Source organism: Rhizobium sp. NZLR1b (assembly GCF_019685155.1).
In the GTDB taxonomy this organism is placed as follows: domain Bacteria; phylum Pseudomonadota; class Alphaproteobacteria; order Rhizobiales; family Rhizobiaceae; genus Rhizobium.
On sequence record NZ_JABDWC010000034.1, the window covers coordinates 1 to 23,554 of the forward strand.

The 23,554-nt window shown below is 62.3% G+C and carries 20 protein-coding genes and 1 pseudogene; 17 read left to right on the forward strand and 4 right to left on the reverse strand.

What is annotated here, in order from left to right; translation table 11 throughout:
- A pseudogene (locus HJB84_RS30690) lies at positions 1 to 107 on the forward strand (IS110 family transposase); the annotation flags it as partial.
- Positions 108 to 340: 233 nt separating this feature from the next.
- On the opposite strand, the gene HJB84_RS30695 reads toward HJB84_RS30690, so the two are convergent.
- On the reverse strand, positions 341 to 1,240 hold the full coding sequence (locus HJB84_RS30695; RefSeq protein ID WP_207582766.1) for a GntR family transcriptional regulator: 900 nt from the start codon (positions 1,238 to 1,240) through the stop codon (positions 341 to 343).
- 298 nt (positions 1,241 to 1,538) lie between these two features.
- On the opposite strand from HJB84_RS30695, the gene HJB84_RS30700 reads away from it, so the two are divergent.
- From HJB84_RS30700 to HJB84_RS30730, 7 genes are all read left to right on the forward strand, one after another.
- A complete protein-coding gene (locus HJB84_RS30700; RefSeq protein ID WP_221117763.1) occupies positions 1,539 to 3,041 on the forward strand; it encodes a UxaA family hydrolase in 1,503 nt (500 codons plus the stop codon).
- A gap of 90 nt (positions 3,042 to 3,131) precedes the next feature.
- Positions 3,132 to 4,151, forward strand: coding sequence for an aldo/keto reductase (locus tag HJB84_RS30705; protein WP_221117764.1), 1,020 nt, complete (start codon positions 3,132 to 3,134; stop codon positions 4,149 to 4,151).
- Between the two features lie 9 nt (positions 4,152 to 4,160).
- Positions 4,161 to 4,607: an RbsD/FucU family protein gene (locus tag HJB84_RS30710; protein ID WP_207582763.1), complete on the forward strand. Its 447-nt coding sequence runs from the start codon at positions 4,161 to 4,163 to the stop codon at positions 4,605 to 4,607.
- A 208-nt stretch (positions 4,608 to 4,815) separates the two neighbouring features.
- Positions 4,816 to 5,805 (forward strand): ABC transporter substrate-binding protein, encoded by a 990-nt coding sequence (locus HJB84_RS30715; RefSeq protein ID WP_207582762.1) that lies wholly within the window; start codon positions 4,816 to 4,818, stop codon positions 5,803 to 5,805.
- A gap of 128 nt (positions 5,806 to 5,933) precedes the next feature.
- On the forward strand, positions 5,934 to 7,487 hold the full coding sequence (locus HJB84_RS30720) for a sugar ABC transporter ATP-binding protein (RefSeq protein WP_207582761.1): 1,554 nt from the start codon (positions 5,934 to 5,936) through the stop codon (positions 7,485 to 7,487).
- A 121-nt stretch (positions 7,488 to 7,608) separates the two neighbouring features.
- Positions 7,609 to 8,583, forward strand: a complete 975-nt coding sequence (locus HJB84_RS30725) for an ABC transporter permease (protein ID WP_207582760.1) — start codon at positions 7,609 to 7,611, stop codon at positions 8,581 to 8,583.
- A gap of 63 nt (positions 8,584 to 8,646) precedes the next feature.
- The gene (locus HJB84_RS30730) at positions 8,647 to 9,666 is read left to right on the forward strand and encodes a zinc-binding alcohol dehydrogenase family protein (protein WP_221117765.1); all 1,020 of its coding nucleotides are present in this window, start codon (positions 8,647 to 8,649) and stop codon (positions 9,664 to 9,666) included.
- 209 nt (positions 9,667 to 9,875) lie between these two features.
- On the opposite strand, the gene HJB84_RS30735 is transcribed toward HJB84_RS30730, so the two are convergent.
- Complete coding sequence (locus HJB84_RS30735) at positions 9,876 to 10,604, reverse strand: copper homeostasis protein CutC (RefSeq protein WP_221117766.1); 729 nt, start codon at positions 10,602 to 10,604, stop codon at positions 9,876 to 9,878.
- On the reverse strand, positions 10,601 to 11,851 hold the full coding sequence (locus HJB84_RS30740) for a LysR family transcriptional regulator (protein ID WP_221117767.1): 1,251 nt from the start codon (positions 11,849 to 11,851) through the stop codon (positions 10,601 to 10,603). The genes HJB84_RS30735 and HJB84_RS30740 overlap by 4 nt, the downstream gene beginning before the upstream one ends.
- A 50-nt stretch (positions 11,852 to 11,901) precedes the next feature.
- Between HJB84_RS30740 and HJB84_RS30745 the strand changes: the two genes are divergently transcribed.
- The 7 genes from HJB84_RS30745 (at position 11,902) to HJB84_RS30775 (ending at position 19,227) form a co-directional block, all read left to right on the forward strand.
- Positions 11,902 to 12,087 (forward strand): acetyltransferase, encoded by a 186-nt coding sequence (locus HJB84_RS30745; protein ID WP_246762712.1) that lies wholly within the window; start codon positions 11,902 to 11,904, stop codon positions 12,085 to 12,087.
- A gap of 207 nt (positions 12,088 to 12,294) precedes the next feature.
- Positions 12,295 to 13,203 carry an ABC transporter substrate-binding protein gene (locus HJB84_RS30750; protein ID WP_007633609.1) on the forward strand — a complete coding sequence of 303 codons (909 nt, stop codon included), beginning with the start codon at positions 12,295 to 12,297 and terminating at the stop codon, positions 13,201 to 13,203.
- An 87-nt stretch (positions 13,204 to 13,290) separates the two neighbouring features.
- Positions 13,291 to 14,457 (forward strand): ABC transporter permease, encoded by a 1,167-nt coding sequence (locus tag HJB84_RS30755; protein WP_207582755.1) that lies wholly within the window; start codon positions 13,291 to 13,293, stop codon positions 14,455 to 14,457.
- On the forward strand, positions 14,454 to 15,398 hold the full coding sequence (locus HJB84_RS30760) for an ABC transporter ATP-binding protein (protein WP_221117768.1): 945 nt from the start codon (positions 14,454 to 14,456) through the stop codon (positions 15,396 to 15,398). The genes HJB84_RS30755 and HJB84_RS30760 overlap by 4 nt, the downstream gene beginning before the upstream one ends.
- Entirely contained in the window at positions 15,395 to 16,144 is a 750-nt protein-coding gene (locus HJB84_RS30765; RefSeq protein WP_207582753.1) for an ABC transporter permease, read from the forward strand. The genes HJB84_RS30760 and HJB84_RS30765 overlap by 4 nt, the downstream gene beginning before the upstream one ends.
- A gap of 146 nt (positions 16,145 to 16,290) precedes the next feature.
- A complete protein-coding gene (locus HJB84_RS30770) occupies positions 16,291 to 16,686 on the forward strand; it encodes a VOC family protein (RefSeq protein ID WP_207582752.1) in 396 nt (131 codons plus the stop codon).
- Positions 16,687 to 16,773: 87 nt separating this feature from the next.
- Positions 16,774 to 19,227, forward strand: coding sequence for a glycoside hydrolase family 2 protein (locus tag HJB84_RS30775; RefSeq protein WP_221117769.1), 2,454 nt, complete (start codon positions 16,774 to 16,776; stop codon positions 19,225 to 19,227).
- A 195-nt stretch (positions 19,228 to 19,422) separates the two neighbouring features.
- On the opposite strand, the gene HJB84_RS30780 is transcribed toward HJB84_RS30775, so the two are convergent.
- A complete protein-coding gene (locus tag HJB84_RS30780) occupies positions 19,423 to 19,815 on the reverse strand; it encodes a PRC-barrel domain-containing protein (RefSeq protein WP_207582750.1) in 393 nt (130 codons plus the stop codon).
- A gap of 231 nt (positions 19,816 to 20,046) precedes the next feature.
- On the opposite strand from HJB84_RS30780, the gene HJB84_RS30785 reads away from it, so the two are divergent.
- Positions 20,047 to 21,747 carry a long-chain fatty acid--CoA ligase gene (locus HJB84_RS30785; RefSeq protein WP_207582749.1) on the forward strand — a complete coding sequence of 567 codons (1,701 nt, stop codon included), beginning with the start codon at positions 20,047 to 20,049 and terminating at the stop codon, positions 21,745 to 21,747.
- 137 nt (positions 21,748 to 21,884) lie between these two features.
- Positions 21,885 to 23,510 carry a glucose-6-phosphate isomerase gene (gene pgi, locus HJB84_RS30790; RefSeq protein WP_221117770.1) on the forward strand — a complete coding sequence of 542 codons (1,626 nt, stop codon included), beginning with the start codon at positions 21,885 to 21,887 and terminating at the stop codon, positions 23,508 to 23,510.
- Positions 23,511 to 23,554: the final 44 nt, after the last annotated feature.

Below are 23,554 nucleotides of genomic sequence, written 5' to 3' on the forward strand. Positions count from 1 at the left end.
AGGGCAAACCGAAAATGGTCATCCGCATCGCGCTCGCCCGAAAACTCCTGGTCATTCTCAATGCAAAAGCACGAGATGCGCGAAGAGAATTCGAACATGCAACTTGACAGCCCAGATAGTCGCTCATCCGACCCTGCGGGCCACCTTCTCCCCGCCGGGGAGAAGAGGGGAGCGAGGCGCGCCGACACTGCCCAAATGAAGCCGCCCGTTCAAAGGCACTCCATCCATTGGGATCGATGGCGAAGCGTCATTCTCCCTCTTCTCCCCTCGGGGAGAAGGTGGCCCGAAGGGTCGGATGAGGGGGCTGCACGGCACGACCTTTGTCGATTTTCGCTTACGCTCAGCTGCTCTCCGTCGCCATCTGCGGCAGGGATTGCAGCAGGGTCTGGCGGGCGGAGCGCAGGTGGATGCGGCAGGCGGTTTCGATCGCCGCCTGGTCGCCGGATTCAAGCGCTGCGATATAATCCAGATGTTCGTGGATGGCGCGCTCGTTGCGCTCGCGGGCAGCGGTCTTGTTCCATTGGTAGTGATAATGGAAGACGATGGCGATGGCGTCGTAGAAATCGGCGATGAAGCGGTTCTTCGAGGCGCGGTGGATCAACAGGTGGAAGCGCTCGTCGAGAACGGAGAAATCCCTGTAGCGCTGGTTGATGTCGGCAAGCATGGCGTGATGGTCGTCGCGGATGGCGGCGAGATCGGCCCAGGCCTGGCTATCCCTGGCAAGCCGGCCGAATTCGGCGGCGGAATGCAGCTCGAACATCTCGCGCACATCGGCAAGTTCGAGGGCGAATTCGCGGGTAAAACCCTTGAGCGTCCAGTGGCTGTTCGGCCGTTTCTCGATCAGGCCGAAGCGGGAGAAGCGGATCAGGAATTCGCGCACGCTTGTTGTGCCGGTGCCGATCTCGCGGGCAAGCTCTAGCTCGTTGATCTGCATGCCGGGGGCTGCATCATCGGCGAGGATGCGCTGCATGAAGCTGCGCTCGATGATATCATGCAGGGAGTCGGTTTCCTCCGAGGGAAAAAGGTCGCGGTCGGTGGGTTGGCGCAGCACGGTCTTCTGGCGCTTGTTCCAGCGGATGATGCCTTCCTCGCTGAGACGGGTGAGGATGGCGCGCGCCGTCGAGCGGCTGACGCCGAGCTGGGCGGCGATCTCGGGTTCCGAGGGCAGCGCGGTATCCGTGCGCAGGGCCACGGCATACCTGTTGTAGGCTTCCTTGAAGACCGTATTCTGCCTTGCCACCAGACCCCGCTTTCCGCCCTCGTGTCAGCTTTGCCGCCCTCGCTTGAAAGCAGGACGGCGCCCGACCGGGGCTTGTTCAAACGACCTTTTAGCTTATTTCCGGTCGCCTGCGGCTCATTGCCTCCCTCGTCCACAGGATCAATATTCCCGTTGACTTGAAAATGTTTATTGTAGATAAAAAACAAAATCAATGCGCATTCGCCGATGCAGCGAGCGTTTCCTAAATTCGATAGTTGGAGCATGATGTCGTCCGAAAACCACTCACGCTTTTCGGCATCACGCTCTGGGGAGAAGAGACTTGGACAAACTGCCTTGGATCATCCTGTCGGCCGGTGACAATGTCGCGGTCGCAACGGCGGCCATCGCGCCGGGTTCGACGGTTGCCGGCATTGAAACCCGTGAAAAAATCGATCCCGGCCACAAGGTGGCGATCGCCGATATTCCGCTCGGCGCCGCCGTGGTGAAATATGGACAGGCGATCGGCCGCACGACGGCCGACGTCAAGGCCGGCGACCATGTGCACAGCCACAACCTGCATTTTGAAAACGACCGGCTGGCGGCGACTGCCAATTCGGCACCGGAAATGGCGACGAGCGAGGACAGGGCGCGCACCTTCATGGGCTATCGCCGTGCCGATGGGCGGGCTGCCACCCGCAACTATATCGGCATCATCGCCAGCGTGAACTGTTCCACCACGGTCTGCCGGGCGATCGCCGACGAGGCCAATCGGACGATTCTGCCGCATTACGAAGGCATCGACGGTTTCGTGCCGATCGTGCACGACCAGGGCTGCGGCATGAGCTCGACCGGCGACGGCATGAACGTGCTGCACCGCACGCTTGCCGGCTATACCAGGCATGTCAATTTCGGCGGCGTGCTGATGATCGGCCTCGGCTGCGAAGTCAACCAGCTGACGCTCTACGGCCAGAGCGGCGCCGGCGCCTCGAAGCGGCATTTCAACATTCAGGATGCCGGCGGCTCACGCCGCGCGGTCGAGCGCGCCATGGGCATGCTGCGCGAAATCGCCGCCGATGTCGGCAAGGAAACGCGTGTGCCGATGTCGATCGGCGAGATCATCATCGGCCTGCAGTGCGGCGGCTCGGACGGCTTTTCCGGGATCACCGCCAATCCGGCGCTTGGTGTCGCGGCCGATCTCCTGGCGGCGGCCGGCGGCACGGCGATCCTGTCCGAGACCTCGGAAATCTATGGCGCCGAACACCTGCTGCGCAGCCGCGCCGTCAGCGACGATGTGGCCAACAAGCTCGACGAGAAAATCGCCTGGTGGGAGGATTACGTCGCTCTGCACGGCGCCTCGCTCGACAACAACCCCTCGCCCGGCAACAAGCGCGGCGGCCTCACCACCATCCTGGAAAAATCGCTCGGCGCGGTTGCCAAGGGTGGGCGCTCGCCGCTGACGGCAGTCTACGGTTATGCCGAGCGAGTCACCGCCCCCGGCCTCGTCTTCATGGACACACCCGGCTACGACCCGGTTTCGGCGACCGGCCAGGTGGCGGGCGGGGCGAATATGATCGCCTTTACCACGGGCCGCGGCAGCTGCTTCGGCTGCCGGCCGGCGCCATCGCTGAAGCTTTCCAGCAATTCGGCGCTCTACGCCTCGATGGAAGAGGACATGGACATCGATTGCGGCACGATCGCCACCGGCGACGCGACGATCAGCGGCAAGGGCCGCGAGATCTTCGAGCTCATCGTCGACACGGCCTCCGGCAAGAAGACCAAGAGCGAACTCTTCGGCTACGGCGACAATGAATTCGTGCCGTGGCATCTGGGCGCGACGCTCTAATCCTTTGTTTTATGCAAATTCCGGACGGAAAACCGCTTCGCACTTTTCCTGGAATTGCTCTGGAATCCCAAGACTTGGCGAGGAGGCATGATGAAGACGAGACGGATCGGCAAGACCAAGCTCGAGGTGACCGAAATCAGTTTCGGCGCGGCAGCGCTCGGCGGTCTTTACCGCGTCTGCCCGCGCGAGGTAGCCATGGAAACGCTGCAGGCGGCCTGGGACAGCGGCATCCGCTATTTCGACGTGGCGCCCTGGTATGGGCTCGGCCTTGCCGAACGCCGGGTCGGCGATTTCCTGCGCGACCAGCCGGACGGCAGTTACGTGCTGTCCACCAAGGTCGGCCGGCTGCTTCGGCCGGTGCCGACCGGAACCGTGCCCGATTACAGCTATGTCGATCCGCTCTCTTTCGATGCCGATTACGACTATTCCTATGACGGCATCATGCGCTCGGTCGAGTTCAGCTATGCCCGCCTCGGCCTCAACCGCATCGATATTCTCTATGTGCACGATATCGGCGTCTATACACATGGCGCGGCGAAGAACGCCGTCTACCAGAAGCAGCTTCTCGATTCCGGCATCAAGGCGCTGGAAGAACTGCGCTCCTCAGGCGCGATCTCGGCCTTCGGCCTCGGTGTCAACGAAGTGCCCGTCTGCCTCGACGTCATGCGCAACGCCGATCTCGACTGCATCCTGATGGCCGGCCGCTACACGCTGCTCGACCGTTCGGCGGTCGCCGAACTCTTGCCGCTCTGCCGGCAGAAGGGCACGTCGCTGGTCGTCGGCGGCGTCTTCAATTCCGGCATTCTCGCCACCGGTCCGGTGCCGGGCGCGCATTTCGACTATATGCCGGCAGATGACGACGTGCTTGCCAAGGTCGGCGCCATGGAAGCGATCGCCAAGCGCCACGGCGTGCCGCTGGCAGCGCCCGCCCTGCAGTTTCCGCTGCTCGAACCGATCGTCGCATCGGTGCTGATGGGTACCGCCAAGCCGTCGAGCCTGATCCGCAACATGGAAATCGTCGAACCGCGGCTTGCCGATGAGATCTATGCCGAATTCGAACCCTATACGCTGGTCGCGCCGCCGCTCGGCGCCGAAGCTGTCCGCGTCTGAGGAGACACTATGCTCAAGGGTATTCATCCGCTGCTCGGCCCCGACCTGCTTCACGCGCTGAAGACCATGGGACATGGCGACGACATCGTCATATCGGACGCCAATTTCCCCTCGGGCTCGATGGGCCCGCCTGTCATTCGCGCCGACGGCGTCAGCGCCACTGATATGGCCGAAGCGATCCTCGCCCACATGCCGCTCGACACCTTCGTGCCGGAAGCGGCGTGGCGGATGGAGGTGGTCGGCGACCCGCACGCCGTGCCGGAGGTCTGCGCCGAGTTCCAGCAGATCGTTGCCAGGCGCGCCGGCGATTTTCCGATCGTACCGGTGGAGCGTTTCGCCTTCTACGCGATGGCCCGCAAGGCCACCTATATCGTCGCGACGACGGAATTCCGGCTGTACGGAAACCTGATTTTGAAAAAGGGCGTCGTGCATCCGCATGAGGTCGATCTGGACTGATACCTATTTTAGGTTATCGTGGTATTGGAATAAAATCAGTTGCTTGGGGGGAATTTACCAAAGCAAAAAAGCCAGTTTGACGCTCTTGCAATTTGATTGCGCCTCGGCTAGCTTCTCCCTGCAAATGTTTTTTATCGATAAAAATCGTCCGCCTGCGTTCAGCGGCCGATTTATTCGGAGGAGAACGCATCTTGAGAGGAGAACCCTTATGACTATCGTGAAATCCCTTCTGTCCCGTCGCGCCTTTACGGCGCTTGCCGGCGCTGCCGTTATCGCCACGGCGATGCCGGTTACGTCCTTTGCCGCCGACGTGACGATCCCGATCATCGTCAAGGACACGACGTCCTTCTACTGGCAGATCGTTCTGGCCGGCGCCCGCAAGGCAGGCCAGGATCTCGGCGTCAAGGTGCCGGAACTCGGTGCCCAGGCTGAGTCCGACGTCAACGGCCAGATCAGCATTCTTGAGAACGCCGTTGCCGGCAAGCCGGCCGCCGTCGTCATTTCGCCGACCGAATTCAAGGCGCTTGGCAAGCCGATCGATGAAGCCGCCAAGTCGGTTCCGATCATCGGCATCGACTCGGGTGCCGACTCCAAGGCGTTCAAGTCGTTCCTGACGACCGACAACGTTCAGGGCGGCCGTATCGCCGCCGATGGCCTGGCAGCCGCCATCAAGGGCATGACCGGCAAGGAAGAGGGTGAAATCGTCATTCTTACCAACCTTCCCGGCGTCGGCTCGCTCGAGCAGCGCCGCGAAGGCTTCCTGGATCAGGTGAAGACCAAGCATCCGGGCCTGAAGGTCATTGCCGACAAGTACGGCGACGGCCAGGCAACGACCGGCCTCAACATGATGACCGACCTGATCACGGCTAACCCGAAGCTCGTCGGCGTCTTCGCCTCGAACCTGATCCTGGCGCAGGGCGTCGGTCAGGCGATCGCCGAAAACAAGCTCGGCGACAAGATCAAGGTCATCGGCTTCGACAGCGACGACAAGACCGTCGGCTTCCTCAAGGACGGCGCCATTGCCGGCCTCGTCGTTCAGGACCCCTACCGCATGGGTTATGACGGCGTGAAGACCGCGCTTGCCGTCTCCAAGGGCGAGAAGGTCGAAGCCAATGTCGACACCGGCGCCAACCTCGTCACCAAGGCGAATATGGCCGATCCGAAGATCGACGCGCTGCTGAACCCGAAGATCAAGTAAGCAAGACAGACAGGCCGCGCCGGCTTCAAAAACCGGCGCGGCTTTTTCCATCCATGTTATGGTTACCAGGGGCCATGCTATGGTTACCAGGGGATGGAGAGCAGACGTGACACAAGGAGGAGAGGTCCATGATCGGACTGGAAGAGGTCAGTCATCGCCACGATGACAGCGCCACGCTGAAAGAAGCCAATCGAATTCCCGCCGGATCGCCTATCCTCGAACTCAAGGGCCTGCAGAAGAATTACGGTCATGTGCAGGCGCTGAAGCCGGCGACGCTGACCTTTCTTGCCGGTGAAATCCACGCCATCGTCGGCGAAAACGGCGCCGGCAAATCCACCCTGATCAAATTGCTGACCGGCGTCATTACCCGTACGGCCGGCGAAGTGCTGTGGTGCGGCCAGCCTGTGGGCCTGTCGACGCCAAACGAGGCAATCGCCCGCGGCATCAACGCCGTGCACCAGGAAGTCGTGCTCTGCCGGCACCTGACGGTCGCCGCCAACCTTTTCCTCGGTGACGAAGTCAACCGCTACGGCCTGATGCGCAAGAAGCAGATGCAGAAGTTGGCGCAGGCCGTGCTCGACGATCTCGGCTTCGGCCTGCCGGCCGGCGCGCTGCTCAGCTCGCTGACGATCGGCCAGCAGCAGCTGGTCGCGACGGCGCGCGCCGCCATGCGCGGCACGCAGTTTCTGATCTTCGACGAACCCACAGCCTATCTGACGCGCCAGGAATCGGCGCAGCTGTTCAAGCTGATCCGCCGCCTGCAGGGCGAAGGCGTCACCATCGTCTATATCAGCCATCGCATGGAGGAAGTCTTCGAGCTTGCCGACCGTGTCTCGGTGCTGCGCGACGGCACGCATGTCGGCACGCGGCTGATCGGAGAGACCAACGATGCCGAACTGATCGCGCTGATGATCAACCGCTCGATCGAGCAGATCTACCACAAGGAAGAGATCGCCATCGGCGAGACGATCCTTGCCGTCAACGGCCTTTCCGGCCCGGGCTTCGAAGACGTGTCGCTCAGCGTCAAGGCCGGGCAGATCGTCGGGCTCTACGGCCTGATCGGCGCCGGGCGCAGCGAATTCGCGCTCGGCCTTTATGGCCGCCAGCCGACAACGGCAGGCGATATCCAGTGGATGGGCAAACGGGTCGACATCCGCAACGAACGCACGGCGATGGAACTCGGCATTGCGCTGGCGCCGGAAAGCCGGCGCGACCAGGGGCTTTGCCTCAACCTGCCGATCGGCCTCAATATCAACCTGCCGGTGTTCGGGCGCCTCAGCCACGGGCCTGTCATCAACCACACGCGCGAATCGGCCAATGCCGACAAGCAGATCCGCGATCTCAGCATCAAGACGCCAAGCCGGCGTGTTCCGGCCTCCAGCATGTCGGGTGGCAACCAGCAGAAGATCGTCATCGGCAAGTGGCTGAGCCACGGCGCCCGGCTGTTCATCTTCGACGAGCCGACCGTCGGCGTCGACGTCGGCACCAAGGCGGAAATCTACCGGCTCTTCGCCAAGCTTCTGAAGGAGGGCGCGGGCATCATCCTGATCTCCTCCTACCTGCCCGAGGTCTACGAACTGGCCGACCGGCTGCATGTCTTCCGCGGCGGCAAAATCGTCGCGAGCCATGATTACCACGCGGCGACGCATGAAGAAGTGCTCAGCGAAGCGATCGGCGTCTGAGCACAAGCAGTTCCAGCAAAACTGCGTTGCGGTTTTGCGTCCGGAAATTGCGTCAGAACAAAGAGATAGGGCATTTCCGTGGTTTGAAGAAAACGGAAATGCTCTAAGAGGGAGAAAATTCATGACTGCCACCCCCACCGAAATCGTCGCGCCGCCGCCGCGCCGGAAAATGAACATCCTGTTCGGCCTGACGCTGATCGGGCTCTTGATCTTCCTCTGGATCGTGCTCGGCGTTGTTACCCCGAGCTTCTGGACGCCGCTCAACATTTCGAACCTGCTGCGTCAGGGGGCGATGACGGCGATCCTGGCACTCGGCCAGACCTTCGTCATCATCACCGCCGGCATCGATCTTTCGGTCGGCGCCATCGTCGGTTTCTGTACCGTCATCATTGCCTGGCTGCTGCAGGCGGGCGTGCCGGTCTGGGGTGCGATCGTGCTGACGCTGCTCATCGGCATGGCGATCGGGGCCTTCCATGGCTTCGGCATCGTCCATATGGGCCTGCCGCCGTTCATCATCACGCTGGCAACGCTGACGTCGCTGCGCGGCATCGGCCTGTTGATCACCAACGGCTCGACGATCAACATCACCAATGAGAATTTCAGCAATTTCGCCCGCGCCGACCTGTTCAGCATACCGAGCCTGTTCTGGATGGTCATCCTGGTGGCGGTGCCCTCCTTCATCTTCCTGCATCTGAGCCGCTGGGGCCGCTATCTCTTCGCGGTCGGCTCGAATGCGGAAGCTGCCCGCCTCTCCGGCGTCAACGTCAAGGGCATGATCTACCTCGCCTATATCCTCTCGGCTTCGTTTGCCGCCTTCGTCGGCGTGCTGCTTGCCTCGCGCATCGCGATCGGCAATGCGACGCAGGCCGATGGCTGGGAATTGCAGGCGATCGCCTCCTCCGTCATCGGCGGCACCAGCCTGTTCGGCGCGGTCGGCTCGGTACACGGCCCGCTGATCGGCGCCTTCATCCTCGCCACCATCAACAACGGCGCCAACCTTCTGAACGTCAACTCCTTCTGGCAGCGCATCATCACCGGTCTCCTGATCATCGTGATCGTCTTCTTCGACCAACTGCGCCGCCGCCGGAGCAATTGAGCGGCCAAGAGAAACCGGTCGAACAGGCCGGCTTCGTCAACTCCCAAGAATGCGAGACCCGTCATGAAAGCAGTTGTTTGCCGGGAGCCCGGCGTGCTCGAGATCGTCGAGCGTCCTTTGCCTGCGGCACCGGCGCCTGGCTGGGTGCGCCTGGCGGTCAGCCATGTCGGCATCTGCGGCACCGACTATCATATCTTCGAGGGCAAACATCCTTTCCTCGAATATCCCCGCGTGATGGGGCATGAGGTCTCGGCGACGGTGCTGGAAGCAGGCGAAGGCGTTGACATGGCTGTGGGAACACCCGTCATCGTCAATCCCTATCTGTCCTGCGGCCAATGTGTCGCCTGCCGCCAGGGCAAGCCGAATTGCTGCACCAATATCAAGGTGCTCGGCGTCCATACGGACGGAGCTTTCTGCGAGGAGATCTCGGTTCCGGCGGGCAACCTCTATGCCGCCAAGGGACTGAGCCTCGAGGCGGCCGCAACCGTCGAGTTTCTGGCGATCGGCGCCCATGCGGTGCGCCGCTCGATGACCGGCGCCGGCGCGCGAGCGCTCGTCATCGGCGCCGGGCCGATCGGGCTCGGGGCAGCGATCTTCTCACGCATTGCCGGCCATGAAGTGACGTTGCTCGACACCAGCGCTGAGCGGCTGCAGATGGCCTCGGAGCGCTTCGGCTTCACCTCCGGCATCGTCGCCAACGAGGCGACAATGGATGCCGTGCGCGAAACAACCAATGGCGACGGTTTCGACGTGGTCTTCGACGCCACCGGTTACGGCCCTTCGATGGAAAAAGCCTTCTCCTTCGTCGCCCATGGCGGCGCATTGGTGCTGGTCAGCGTCGTCAAAGACGATATCCGCTTTTCCGACCCGGAATTCCACAAACGCGAAATGATGGTGATCGGCAGCCGCAACGCCACGCGCGCCGATTTCGAACATGTGGCCGCTTCGATCGCCAAAGGCCTCGTGCCCGTCGACAAACTCATCACCCACCGCACAACGCTCGTCGACACGCCCCGCGATCTCGGTCGCTGGGCGCATGAGAAGAACGGGCTGATCAAGGCGGTGATCAGGGTTGGTGGTTAGGGTACGGCGCGTTACATGCGCGCGGAGTGCTTGCGGCGTGGATAGTCGGGTCAAGCCCTGGGTCAAGCCCGAGTATGACGGAGAGTGGGAAAACCTGTGCGGCAAGAGGCGGGACGTCCGGAGGAATTCCAGCAAAATGCGCGAGCGGTTTCGGGTGGGAATCGCGTAAAATAATAGGCACTTTGCTTTCCGTCCGGGATGCGGAACCGCTAACGCTCCATTGCCGCAATCGCCCTGCACATCTCCCTGACCACCGCAGTATCCGTCCGGTTCGCGCTTTTCGCCTCGAAACCAAAGGCGACCGCACGGGGGTCGGCGCTTTCCATAGGTGAGTTGCAGGAACCGTGGACCTCGCGGGCGCCGGTTGCCTGCAATATCTGGCCGACATTGGCGGGGCGGATGCCACTGCCGGGCATGATGGATATGCGGCCGGATGCCGTGGTCGAAAGGCGTTTCAGGGTTTCGATTCCGTCGGCCGCCTTCAGCGCGCAGCCGGAGGTCAGGATGCGTTCGCAGCCGAGCTCGACGGCCTGTTCCAGCGCATAGTCGGCATCCGGCACCAGATCGAAAGCCCGATGCAGCGTCGAACCGAGGCCTGAGGCATGCGCCTTTAGGCGGTGGATCAGCGGCATGTCGAGCGTGCCGTCCGGCCGATTGGCGCCGATGACGACGCCGGCAAGACCTGCGGCGCGCACGGCATCGATATCGAGCATCATCGCTTCCTCATCTCTCCTGTCGAAGATGAACGGACCGGCATGCGGGCGGATCATCGCATAGACAGGAATGGGCGCCCTGGCGGCGATCTGCATCAGGCTCGGCAGCGGCGTCAGGCCGCCGAGCTCCAGCGCCGAACAAAGCTCGATGCGGCCGGCGCCACCCTCGACGGCGGCGGCGAGGCCGTCAGCGCTATCCACACACACTTCCAGCAGGACGGTCACGCTACGCTCTCCCTGGCTTTGTCGCGCACCATGGCCTGCGCGACAGTTTCAGACGTAATTCGCGCCGCCGCCTCGATGATGACGGCGCAGGCATCGGCGGCGGCTTTGCGATGGTTGAAGGCGACGTGATAGGACATCGCCAGATGCTCGTCGAGATCGACGATGCGCACCTTGTCGGCGATCGGCATGGCGCTGATCCGGCCGAGGAAGGAGACGTAGCCGTGATTGGCGACGAGGTCGACGATCACAGGCAGCGAATCCGCGGCGGTGATATCCCGGCTGCGCAAGCGCCGGTTCGGCGCGCGCTCGTCGCTGAAGGCCATGGCCGCGTGGCCGAGACCGGTGCGCGGGCTCGGCATGCAGATCGCGTGGGCGGCGACGAGATCGGCGACGGTGGTTTCGGTGCTTTGCGGCGGCGCGATCACCACCATGTCGGTCTGCAGCAATTCCCGATGGCGGAAGCTTTCAAGGCCGAAGACCGAATCCAGGATCGCCACATCGATGCGGCCGCTCTTCAGCGCCTCGCGCAGATCGTCGGCGGTCATCGAGACCAGCGAGATCGCATTGTTGTTGCGGCGCGCATTCCATTCGGAGACCAGCGAGCCCAGGCAGCGCGCCACCCAGCTTTCCGATCCGGTGGGAATGATCGAGCCGATGCGCAGCGACCGGGCGGCGCGCCGATACCGCTCGTCGGCCGATGATTTCAGATCGTTCCAGGCCTGGCTGATCGTCGTGAAGATCTGATAGGCGCGCCTGCCCTCCTCCGTCAGCACCGAACCCTGCGCCTGCCGCTCGAACAGGCGGTGACCTAAAAATTTCTCAAGATTGGCAAGCTGAAGCGAAAGCTGCGGCTGCCCCAGGCGAAGGCGGCGGGCGGCGCGATTGATGCTGCCCTGGTCGGCCACTTCCAGAAAACGCTCGATGGTGACGACCTTGATGGGAACACGTGATGCCCAGGCATCGGTGACCTCAATGGCGTCGGTGGTCGTAGCGTCATGGCCGGTGAATTGGCCAAGCTCGCCGATCGCAGCGGTGAGCGGCGCCAGGCCTTCCAGCACCCTGCCGCTGGCGATGAGCATTACCAGCTCGCCGGAGGCGCGTTCCGTCAGCTTCATCGCCAGCTCGGTTTCGAGATGATGGATGGCCGCAGACACGGTCGAGGGCGACAGCTGGAAGCGCCGCCCCGTCTCGCGCACCGAACCGGAGGTCAAGACATGGTGAGCGGTGAACAGGGCACCAAGATGCAAACGAGCCACCTCCGGAAAGCGCTGGAAAAACCGGACGATATGATGTGTTCATGAAAAAAGATATCCCTGCTTTCGCAGAGGCGGGCTATCGTTTCCGCATAGAAAAATCCGGGCGGCGGAAATCCGCAACAGAGCACCGGAACATCGCGGAAACACGCAAGGGGACAAAAACAAATCGCGCCGACCCTGGAAAAGGGAATGCGTTTCCGCGCGCGGCGGGACATTCGCCGCCATAATCGTGGCGCGGCCGCAAATACTAAAGGGGGCTTGCATCGATTTTTCAGGCGTGCACGCTATTTCCATCACGCACGCAATTCCGGCATGATGCGATCTCGTCGCGTTGGCCGGCGGACTTCCTGTGCGCAGACCCCCCGCCCGGGGCTTGCGCATCTGCATAATGCAGCAATTCAAAGTGCTAATGGTGTCAACCAAGGGGATATTCCATGCTGAAGAAACTCGCACTCGCCGTCACGCTCTCCGCCTTCGCGGCGGGTGCGGCTCATGCTGCAGATGTCGTCGTCTCGTCGAAGATCGACACCGAAGGCACGCTGCTCGGCAACGTCATTGCGCTCGCGCTCGAAGCCAACGGCATCAAGACACAGGACCGCATCGCGCTTGGCGCCACACCCGTCGTGCGCAAGGCGATCACCGCAGGCGAAATCGACATCTATCCTGAATATACCGGCAATGCCGGCTTCTTCTTCAACAAGGCCGATGACGCCGCCTGGAAAAATATCGACCAGGGTTATGAGCTGGCAAAGAAGCTCGATTACGACGCCAACAAGATCGTCTGGTTGACGCCGTCGCCGGCCAACAACACCTGGGCGCTCGCCGTGCGCAGCGATGTTGCCCAACCGAACAAGCTGAAGAGCCTTACGGACTTCGGCAAATGGGTGGCCGGCGGCGGTGCCGCCAAGCTTGCCGCCTCAGCCGAATTCGTCAATTCGGCCGGCGCGCTTCCCGCCTTCCAGACGACCTACGGCTTCCAGCTGAAGCCTGACCAAATGGTTGTTCTGTCCGGCGGCGACACGGCGGCGACGATCAAGGCGGCCGCCGACCAGACGAACGGCGTCAACACCGCCATGGTCTACGGCACGGATGGCGCGATCGAAGCGGCCGAACTCACCGTTCTCGAAGACGACAAGAACGTGCAGCAGGTCTATGCGCCCACCCCGATCATCCGCGAGGAGGTTCTGAAAGCCAACCCGAAGATCGAGGAAGTGCTCTCGCCGATCTTCAAGAGCCTGACCGCCGACGAGTTGCGCAAGCTCAATGCCAAGATCCAGGTCGACGGCGAGCCGGCAAAGTCCGTCGCTGAAGCCTATCTCAAGGAAAAAGGCTTCCTGAAGTAATCATCACTCGCTCCGCCCGATTGCGGGCGGAGCCTCTCTCTGCTGCTAGGTTTGGCCGGACGGGATTGCTCAGACAGGGTTGATTTGATGGAAGAAACCTCAGCGGTCCGCAGGCTGGACCGGCTCGGCGTGGTTCTGGTGGCCGGTGGCATCGCGGCGACGGCACTGATGCCCTTCATCTACGTCAAGGCGAACCGCATCGCCGCCGGCAAGCCGATGCTGCTGACGCAGCTTCTTCCCCAGCCCTCCGTCGTCATCCTCACCATCCTGCTCGTTCTCACCGCTGTCGCCACGCTGTTGCTGCGCAACGCCCTTGCCCGGCTTGCCATCGCCACACTCTGCCTTGCGGCGCTGATCGTTGCGATCGGCCTCGTCTCGACGGCGGCGACGCCGCCCGGCAGCACGGTGGCGCGGATGACGCCCGGTGGCGGTTTCTGGGCGCTGTTTGCGGTGATCGGGCTCGTCATCTCCGATGCGCTGGCGAAGATCCGGCTGGCGCCGTGGATGCGGGTCGCAGCCCTTGCGGCCTATGCGGCGCTGCTTTTCATCTCGCTTTCCTCCGGCCTGCTCGACAGCCTGTCGATCATGAAGGAATTCTCGACGCGGGCGCCGCAATTCGAGACGGAAGCGATCTCGCATCTGCTACTGGCCTTCGGCTCATTGGCCATCGCCATCATTCTCGGCCTGCCGCTCGGCATCCTGTGCTTCTGGGTGCCGAAGCTGCGGGCCATCGTGCTCCAAGGCCTCAGCTTGATCCAGACGATCCCGAGCCTCGCACTGTTCGGCCTGCTGATGCTGCCGCTCGGCTATCTCGCCACCCATGTACCGCTGGCGGCTGCGATCGGCATTCGCGGCATCGGCACGGCGCCGGCCTTGATCGCGCTGGTGCTCTATTCGCTGCTGCCGATCGTCGCCAACACCGTCGTCGGCCTCGAGGGCGTCGATCCCTCGGTGCGGGATGCTGCCGCCGGCATGGGGCTGACGCAACGGCAGATCCTCACCGGCATCGACATGCCGCTTGCCTTTCCCGTCATCCTCACCGGCATCCGCATCGTGCTGGTGCAGGCAATCGGCATGGTGACGATCGCGGCGCTGATCGGCGGCGGCGGCTTCGGCATCTTCATCTTCCAGGGGCTCGGCCAGACGGCCATGGACCTCGTCCTGCTCGGCGCCGTGCCGACCGTGTTCTTCGCCTTCTCATCGGCCGTCATCCTCGATGCGGTCATCGACAGCATCCGGGGATCCGCCGCATGAGCATGATCGAGATCAGGACCGTCACCAAACGCTATGGCGCGGCCACCGTCGTCGACAATGTCTCGATGCGCGTCGAGAAGGGTGAGATCACCGTCATCGTCGGCACCTCGGGCTCCGGCAAATCGACACTGATGCGGATGATCAACCGGCTGGTGCCGATCACCGCAGGCGAGATTTTCGTCGGCGGGCAGAATGTCATTGACGTCGAGGTGACCGAGCTTCGCCGCAGGATCGGCTATGCCATCCAGGGACACGGCCTGTTTCCACACCGCACCGTGGCGCAGAATATCGCCACGGTGCCGCAGCTTCTCGATTGGGATTCGACCCGGATCGCGGCCCGCGTCGAGGAACTGCTCGGGCTTTTCAACCTCGATCCGGCGAGTTTCGCCGACAAATATCCGCACCAGCTCTCCGGCGGGCAGCAGCAGCGCGTCGGCGTCGCCCGGGCGCTGGCGGCTGAGCCGGAACTGCTGCTGATGGACGAACCGTTCGGGGCGCTCGATCCGGTCATCCGCGGCAAGGCGCAGGACGATCTCCTGGCGATCCAGAAGCAGTTCGGCACCACGGTTATTCTCGTCACCCACGACATGGACGAGGCCTTCCATCTCGGCAATCAGATCGCGGTGATGAGCGAGGGCAGATTGCTGCAATGCTCGACGCCGGAAAAGATCCTCACCGAACCCGCCGATCCCTTCGTTCAGCAATTGACCGGCACCTCCGACCGGGCGCTGAAGCTGATGTCGCTGCTGCCGCTGAAGGAGAGCATGGAACCGGCCAAGAGCGGCCTCGCCTATGCCTTGCCGCAGTCGCTCAGCCTGCGCGACGCGCTGGCCGAAATGATCTGGCAGGGCGTCGACGAGGCGACGGTGCAGGACGGCGAGAAAGCGCCGGTGGGATCGATCTCGATGACGCGGCTTCTCGAACTGGGCCGCAAGGCATGAAACTCATCGTCGCCAATCTCTTCCGCCTGGCGGCGCTGGTATTGCTGCTCATCCTGCTGTTCAGGACGGAATGGCTTTCCTTCCTACTCGTGCCGCTGACCAACAACAATGCGCCCGCCGTCTATACGCAGAACAGCCTCGCCTCGCTGGCCGCCGGCCATCTGCAACTGGTCATCGGATCGATCGCCTGCAGCGCGGTGCTCGCCGTTGTCGGCGGCATCTTCGTCACCCGCGAAAGCGGCGCCGACTTTCTGCCGTTGTCGCGCGCCATCGCCAATGCCGGGCAGACCTTTCCGCCGGTTGCGGTGCTGGCACTCGCGGTTCCCGCCACCGGCTTCGGCGCCATGCCGACGCTGATCGCACTGTTTCTCTACGGCCTGCTGCCGATTTTCGAAAATACCGTCGCCGGCCTGAAGCAGGTGTCGCCGCAGGTTCTCGATGCCGCCGACGGCATGGGCATGAACGGCACCCAGCGGCTGCTCCGCGTCGAGCTGCCCCTCGCCCTGCCGCTGATCCTCGAAGGGCTGAAGGTCGCGACCGTGATCAATATCGGCACGGCGACGATCGGCTCGACGGTTGCGGCAAAGGGCCTCGGCGAGGTGATCATCGCCGGGCTGATTTCCGACAATACCGCCTTCATCCTGCAGGGCGGGCTGATCGTCGGCCTGATGGCGGTGCTGATCTATGACGCCATGGGCATGGTCGAAGGGGCGATCACGCGAAGAATCGGCTTGCGCACGGCGTAAGAGGACGAGTACCAAGACTGCCGTGACTACTGCATAATTCCTTAAATCGATTCCGATTTAAGGAATTATGCAGTAATTCAAAGTGCTACAGCGTCCTTTGCTCGTCTAAAGAGACGCGCGGCGCTGTAGTGCAGTGGGAGGCAGACTTGGCGAAGATGATCCACTCGATGATCCGTATTCTCGACGAGGCGCGCTCGGTCGAGTTCTACGGCAAGGCATTCGGCCTTTCGGTCGCCGACCGCGTCGATTTCGACACCTTCACGTTGATCTATCTGAGCAATGCCGAGACCGGCTTCGAGCTGGAATTGACGGTCAACAAGGGCCGGACCGCGCCCTACGATCTGGGCAATGGCTATGGCCATCTCGCCATCTCCGTCGAAGAGGTGGCGGTCGAGCGCGAACGGCTGTCGAAACTGAGGCTGAAGCCGGGCGAACTGGTAGAGCTCAACCGTGACGGCAAGCTCTTCGGCCTGTTCTTCTTCATCAGCGATCCGGACGGCTATAAGATCGAGGTGCTGCAGCGCCACGGCCGGTTTCTCTGACAGATCTGACGCCGGCCCCGATCGCGGCGGCACCCTTCCCAAAACACCTCATCCGACAGTTTCGAGCGGCATAATCAGGAGCCATCCATGATCGAGAAGACCACGCTGAATTCCGGCTGGACGCTCTCCTGCAACGATACAGCAAGACCCGGCCTGCCTGATGCCATCGCCGCAACGGTGCCGGGCTGTGTGCATCTCGACCTTCTCGCCAGCCGGCTGATCGCCGATCCCTATATCGACGTCAACGAGATCACCAATGACTGGGTCGGCAAAGCCGACTGGAGCTATCGCTGCCGCTTCGAGGCAACGCCCGACGATGGCAGGGTGCAGGAGCTGGTCTTCGACGGGCTCGATACGATCGCGACGATCGCGCTCAACGGCGAAGAGATCGGCCGCACATTCAATATGAACCGCACCTTTCGTTTCGATGTTTCGAGATTGCTGAAGGTTGGCCAGAACGACCTCAGCGTTACCTTTCGTTCCGCCTATGCCTATGGCGCGGAGATGGAGAAACATTACGGCTACCGTCCCAACAATTATCCGGGACCGGGCAATCTGATGCGCAAGATGGCCTGCAATTTCGGCTGGGACTGGGGGCCGACGCTGGTGACGGCGGGCCTCTGGAAACCCGTGCGGCTGGAAAGCTGGGATCGGGCGCGGCTTGCCGAGGCACGGGTGTCGGCCACGCTTGCCGGCGGCGACGGACTGGTCAAGATCCATGCCAGGATCGCGCGGCATGGCGATAAGGCGGGCTGCAAGCTTGTCGCCGCAATCGGCGGCATGACTAAGACGGTTACGATCGACCCTGGGGAAGACGAGGTCGTCTTCGAGCTTGTCCTTCCCTCGCCAAAACTCTGGTGGCCGCATCATCTCGGCGCGCAGCCGCTCTATCCCCTGACGCTCGAGCTCGTCGACGATGCCAGCAGCGACCTGCTCGACAGCCATCAACGTGAACTTGGTTTCCGCTCTTTGCGGCTCGACACCTCGGCCGACGCGCACGGCTCGGCCTTCACCTTCGTCATCAACGACGTGCCGCTGTTCATCGCGGGCGCGAACTGGATTCCCGACGATTGTTTTCCCTCCCGGGTGACGGCCGAGCGGTATGCTGCTGGAATCGACGAGGCGAAGGCCGCCAATATCCATATGCTGCGCGTCTGGGGCGGGGGCATTTTCGAGCGCGATGAATTCTACGAAGCCTGTGATCGCATGGGCATGCTGGTCTGGCAGGATTTCCTCTTTGCCTGCGCCGCCTATCCGGAGGAGGAGCCGCTGAGAAGCGAGGTCGAGGCTGAAGTGCGCGACAATGTCGTGCGGTTGATGCCGCATGCCTCACTGATTCTCTGGAACGGCAATAACGAGAACATCTGGGGCTTCGACGAATGGGGCTGGCGGCCGATCATCAAGGCGGGCGAAAGCTGGGGGCTCGGCTACTATCTCGACCTGCTGCCTAGGCTTTGCGCTGAACTCGATCCCGACCGACCCTATTATCCCGGCAGCCCCTATTCCGGCTCGATGGAGATCGAACCCAATGCCGACGGCCATGGCTGCAAACATATCTGGGACGTCTGGAACGATGTCGGCTACGAAGTCTACCGCAATTACATCCCGCGCTTCTGCTCCGAATTCGGCTGGCAGGCGCCGGCTGCCTGGGCGACGATCGAAGAGAGCGTGCATGACGCACCGCTGACGCCGCAATCGAACGGCGTTTTTCACCATCAGAAGGCCACCCAAGGCAATGACAAGCTGATCCGCGGCCTCGCCGGCCATCTGCCGGAGCCGAAGACCATGGACGACTGGCACTTCGCCACCCAGCTCAACCAGGCCCGTGCCATCCGCTTCGGCGTCGAGCACATGCGTTCTCACCGGGATATCTGCAAGGGCGCGGTGGTCTGGCAGTTCAACGACTGCTGGCCGGTGACCTCATGGGCCGCACTGGATTCGGCCGGCCGCCGCAAGCCGCTCTGGTATGCGCTGAAGGCCGCCTATGATCCACGCCTGCTGACCATCCAGCCGCGCGGCGACGGACTGGCGGCGGTGGCGGTCAATGAGCGCACATTGTTCTGGCGGGCGAAGATCAGTGGCAAACGCCTGAGGCTCGACGGCACGGTGCTTGCCGAATTCGAATTCTGGCGGCTGCTCTGCGACCGCTTCGAGGCTAAGGAATTTACGCTGCCCGAAGATATCGTCAGGCCCAACGTACCGAAGGACGAGGTCATCGTCGTCGAGATGCTCGACAGGCGGGCTTTTCACTATTTCGTCGAGGATATCGCGCTTGCCCTGCCGGCGCCGCGGCTGAGCGTCGGTGTCAGCGCGATCGATGGCGGCTTTGCGGTTGCGGTAACGGCTGAGAGTTTCCTGAAGGATCTCTGCCTGATGGCGGATCGGCTGGACCCGGATGCCGTCGTCGATTCGATGCTGGTGACGCTGCTGCCGGGCGAGAGCCATGTGTTTGCGGTGAAGACGGCGAAGGTGATCGTCGCTGAAGACATTACGATCGGGATAGTGTTGCGGTCGGCCAATGATCTTGTTGCGGGGGAGTAAAACGCAGCCCCTCATCCGCCTGCCGGCACCGACCGGGGTCGAGCCACGGGTCTCGACCCGTCCTTCGGACCCACGCTTGCGGGGCGAAGGGGATATGCCGCAGCCTCTCCGTCCCTCGTCAACGTCCACCGACAACAGCACGCCAAAAAGGCCCCGCATCCGCGGAGCCCTTCCAATTCGGCCTATCGAACGAGATTACATCCAGTAGGGCGGCACGCCGTAGTAGTCATAGACCCGGCGGCCATTGTCGTTGTACCAGCTGTCGTCATCGTCCGAATAGCTCGGTGCGCCTTCGATCTGTTCCTTGGTCAGGTCGATGCGATAGCCATCCAGCTTGGTGTCGTAGTTGAGCTTTTCCCAGGGTAGCGGATAGTGATCGTGACCGATGCCGAGGAAGCCGCCGAAGCTCAGCACGGCATAGGCGACGCGGCCGTCGAGCTTGCCGATGATCAGACGTTCGATCGAGCCGATATGCCTGCCATCGGCGCCGTAGACACGGGTGCCCTCGACGCGGTCGCTGGCGATTAGCGAATGCGTGCTCTTCGCGTTCGGATCACCGCGGTTGGCGTCAGTTTCCTGATTGAGCATTGTGCATCTCCTTTGGTTCCTCACGGGGGTACCTAGACAACGTGGCGCTAGACTCAAAGTTCCGCTGCTCGAACGGGCCATTATTGACGTTTACGTCAAGGTTAGTATAGCTTCAATTCGGCTTGAACCATTCGAGCAATGGCATAAGCTGCCGGACTGGAAGATGGAGGATCTTTCCGGTCGATCTGCCGACCGATCGTCGGCGCGGCGGCAGCAGGGGAGAGAGACACGATGAACAGCATTTCCGTCCATCCGAACGGCGCCAGGCCTGAGAAACCCTGGCTTGCCGCCTATCCCGATATGGTTCCGGCCGAACTCCCGCCGCTGGAATATGCCTCGCTGGCGGAACTGCTGGAAAAATCCTGTGCCCGCTACGCCGACCGGACCGCTTTTGCCAGCATGGGCAAGGCAATGAGTTATCGCGCGTTGGAGAGCCAGACGCGCAAGGTCGCCGCCTGGCTGCAGAGCACCGGCCTTGAGAAGGGCGACCGCGTCGCCGTGATGATGCCGAACGTCTTACAGAACCCGGTCGCGACCTATGCCATCCTGCGGGCCGGCCTCGTCGTCGTCAACGTCAACCCGCTCTATACGCCGCGCGAGCTCGAACACCAGTTGCGCGATTCCGGCGCCAAGGCGATCTTCGTGCTGGAGAATTTTGCCCGCACGGTCGAGCAGGTCTTGAACAAGACCGACCTCCGCCATGTCGTTGTCACCTCGCTCGGTGACATGCTGGGGATCAAGGGGCTGATCGTCAATTTCACCGTGCGCAAGGTGAAGAAGCTCGTGCCCTCCTGGTCGATCCCTGAGCACAAGAGCTTCGGCCAGGTGCTGCGGGAAGGCGCGAGGAAAAGCCTTGAGCCGGTCACGCTTGCGGGCAGCGATATCGCCTTTTTGCAATATACCGGCGGCACGACCGGCGTTGCCAAGGGCGCGGTGCTGACGCATGCAAACCTGCTTGCCAACAAGCTGCAGCTGTCGCTTTGGCTCCGCTCGGCCTTCGAGCGCAAGAAGCAGCCCGAGGTGCTGAATTTCCTCTGCGCTTTGCCGCTCTACCACATCTTCGCGCTGACGGTGAATTCGCTGATGGGCATGTCGCTCGGCGCCCGCAACATCCTGATCGCCAATCCGCGCGACATTCCCGGCCTCGTCAAGGAATTCGGCAAGTCCGACGTGCATATCTTCCCCGGCCTCAACACGCTGTTCAACGCGCTGATGAACAATGCCGATTTCGCCAAGCTCGACTTCTCGCCGCTGATCATGTCGCTTGGCGGCGGCATGGCCGTGCAGCGCCCGGTCGCCGAACGCTGGCTTAAGATAACCGGCACGGCGGTAACGGAGGGCTACGGCCTTTCCGAGACCTCGCCGGTTGCCACCGCCAACCGTTTCGATTCGGCCGAGTTCACCGGCACGATCGGCCTGCCGATGCCCTCCACCGACCTCGATATCCGCGATGAGGACGGCCATTCGCTGCCGCTCGGTGACGTCGGCGAGATCTGCATCCGCGGGCCGCAGGTGATGGCCGGCTACTGGCAGAAGCCCGAGGAAACGGCGCGGGTGATGACGGAGGACGGCTATTTCCGCTCGGGCGACATGGGTTTCATGAACGACCGCGGTTTTACCAAGATCGTCGACCGCAAGAAGGATATGATCCTGGTCTCCGGCTTCAACGTCTATCCGAACGAGATCGAGGAAGTCGCCGCCATGCACGCCGGCATCCTCGAGGCGGCGGCGATCGGCGTGCCGGACGGGCATTCGGGCGAGGCGGTCAAACTCTTCGTCGTTCGCAAGGACCCGAAGCTGACGGAAGCCGAGGTGAAAGCCCATTGCATCGCCAATCTCACCAACTACAAACGCCCGCGCTTCATCGAATTCCGCACCGAGCTGCCGAAGTCGCCTGTTGGTAAGATCCTGCGCAAGGACCTGCGCGGCTAATTTAACAACCTCATGAAATTGACGGCCATCCGTTCGCCGCGGATGGCTTTTTTGTATCTGGAGCGGTGGCTGAACTTGATTTGCGCCCGATAAAGCGAATAGTTTCCGCAACCTTTCCGCCTCCAGAGGAGCCTCCCATGAACGCCATCGTCGAACAGCTGAAAAGCACCGCTGATGCCACCAAGGCAACCGATATCCGTGCCGCCTTCGCCTCCGATTCCGAGCGCTTTTCGCGCTTTTCGGTTTCGCTTGACGACCTGTTGATGGATTTTTCCAAGACGGCGGTGAACGACGACATCCTCAAGCTGCTGGTCAAGCTTGCCGAAGAGGGTGGCGTCGAAAAGAAGTGCGAGGAGATGTTCTCCGGCAAGGCGATCAATTTCACCGAGGATCGCGCCGTTCTGCACACCGCGCTGCGCAACCGTTCCAACACGCCGGTTCTGGTCGACGGCAAGGATGTCATGCCCGACGTCAATGCGGTGCTGGCCGCCATGGGCAAGTTTGCCGACGACATCCGCTCCGGCACGCTGAAGGGTGCGACCGGCAAGGCGATCACCGATGTCATCAATATCGGCATCGGCGGCTCTGATCTCGGCCCGGTGATGGCGACACTGGCGCTTGCCCCGTTCCATGACGGCCCGCGGGCGCATTTCGTCTCCAACATCGACGGCGCCCATATCGCCGATATCCTCAAGCTGGTGCAGCCTGAGACAACGCTGTTCATCGTCGCCTCGAAGACCTTCACCACCGTGGAAACGATGACCAATGCGCAGACGGCGCGCAATTTCATCGCCAAGGCGCTCGGCGAAGTGGCTGTGCAGCACCACTTCGCCGCCGTCTCGACGGCGCTCGACAAGGTTTCCGCCTTCGGCATCGACAGCGCCCGCGTCTTCGGCTTCTGGGACTGGGTCGGCGGCCGCTACTCGATCTGGTCGGCGATCGGCCTGCCGCTGATGATCGCCGTCGGCCCGGTTAATTTCGGCAAGTTCCTCGATGGCGCCCATGCCATCGACAATCACTTCCGTAAGGCACCAATTACCGAGAACCTGCCGATGCTGCTCGGCCTGATCGGCTTCTACCATCGCAACGTGCTCGGCTATTCCACCCGCGCCATCCTGCCCTACGATCAGCGGCTGTCGCGTTTTCCCGCCTATCTGCAGCAGCTCGACATGGAATCGAACGGCAAGGGCGTCACCATCGACGGCACGCCGGTCGAGGGCAATTCCGGCCCGGTCGTCTGGGGCGAACCCGGCACCAACGGCCAGCACGCCTTCTACCAGCTGATCCACCAGGGCACGAGCATCATCCCAGCCGAGTTCATGATCGCCGCCAATGCTTTCGAGCCGGAACTGCGCCATCAGCACCAGTTGCTGATCTCGAACGTTCTCGCCCAATCGGAAGCGCTGATGAAGGGCCGCACCTTCGACGAAGCAAAGAAGCAGCTGACCGACAAGGGCATGGACGGCAAAAAGGCCGATTTCATCGCCCCGCACCGCGTCTTCACCGGCAACCGTCCGTCGATCACCTTCGTCTACGACAAGCTCACCCCTTACGCGCTCGGCCGCCTGATCGCGCTTTACGAACACCGCGTCTTCGTCGAAGGCGTGCTCTTCCGCATCAACTCCTTCGACCAGTGGGGCGTCGAACTCGGCAAGGAACTGGCAACGGGCCTGCTGCCGGTTGTCGAGGGCAAGGAGAGTGCCGCATCGCACGACTCATCGACGCAGGGCCTGGTTGCGGCGCTGGCAAAGCTTGCGAAGTAAGTGTTCTGGACTGCCCCTCACCCTAACCCTCTCCCCGCTTGCGG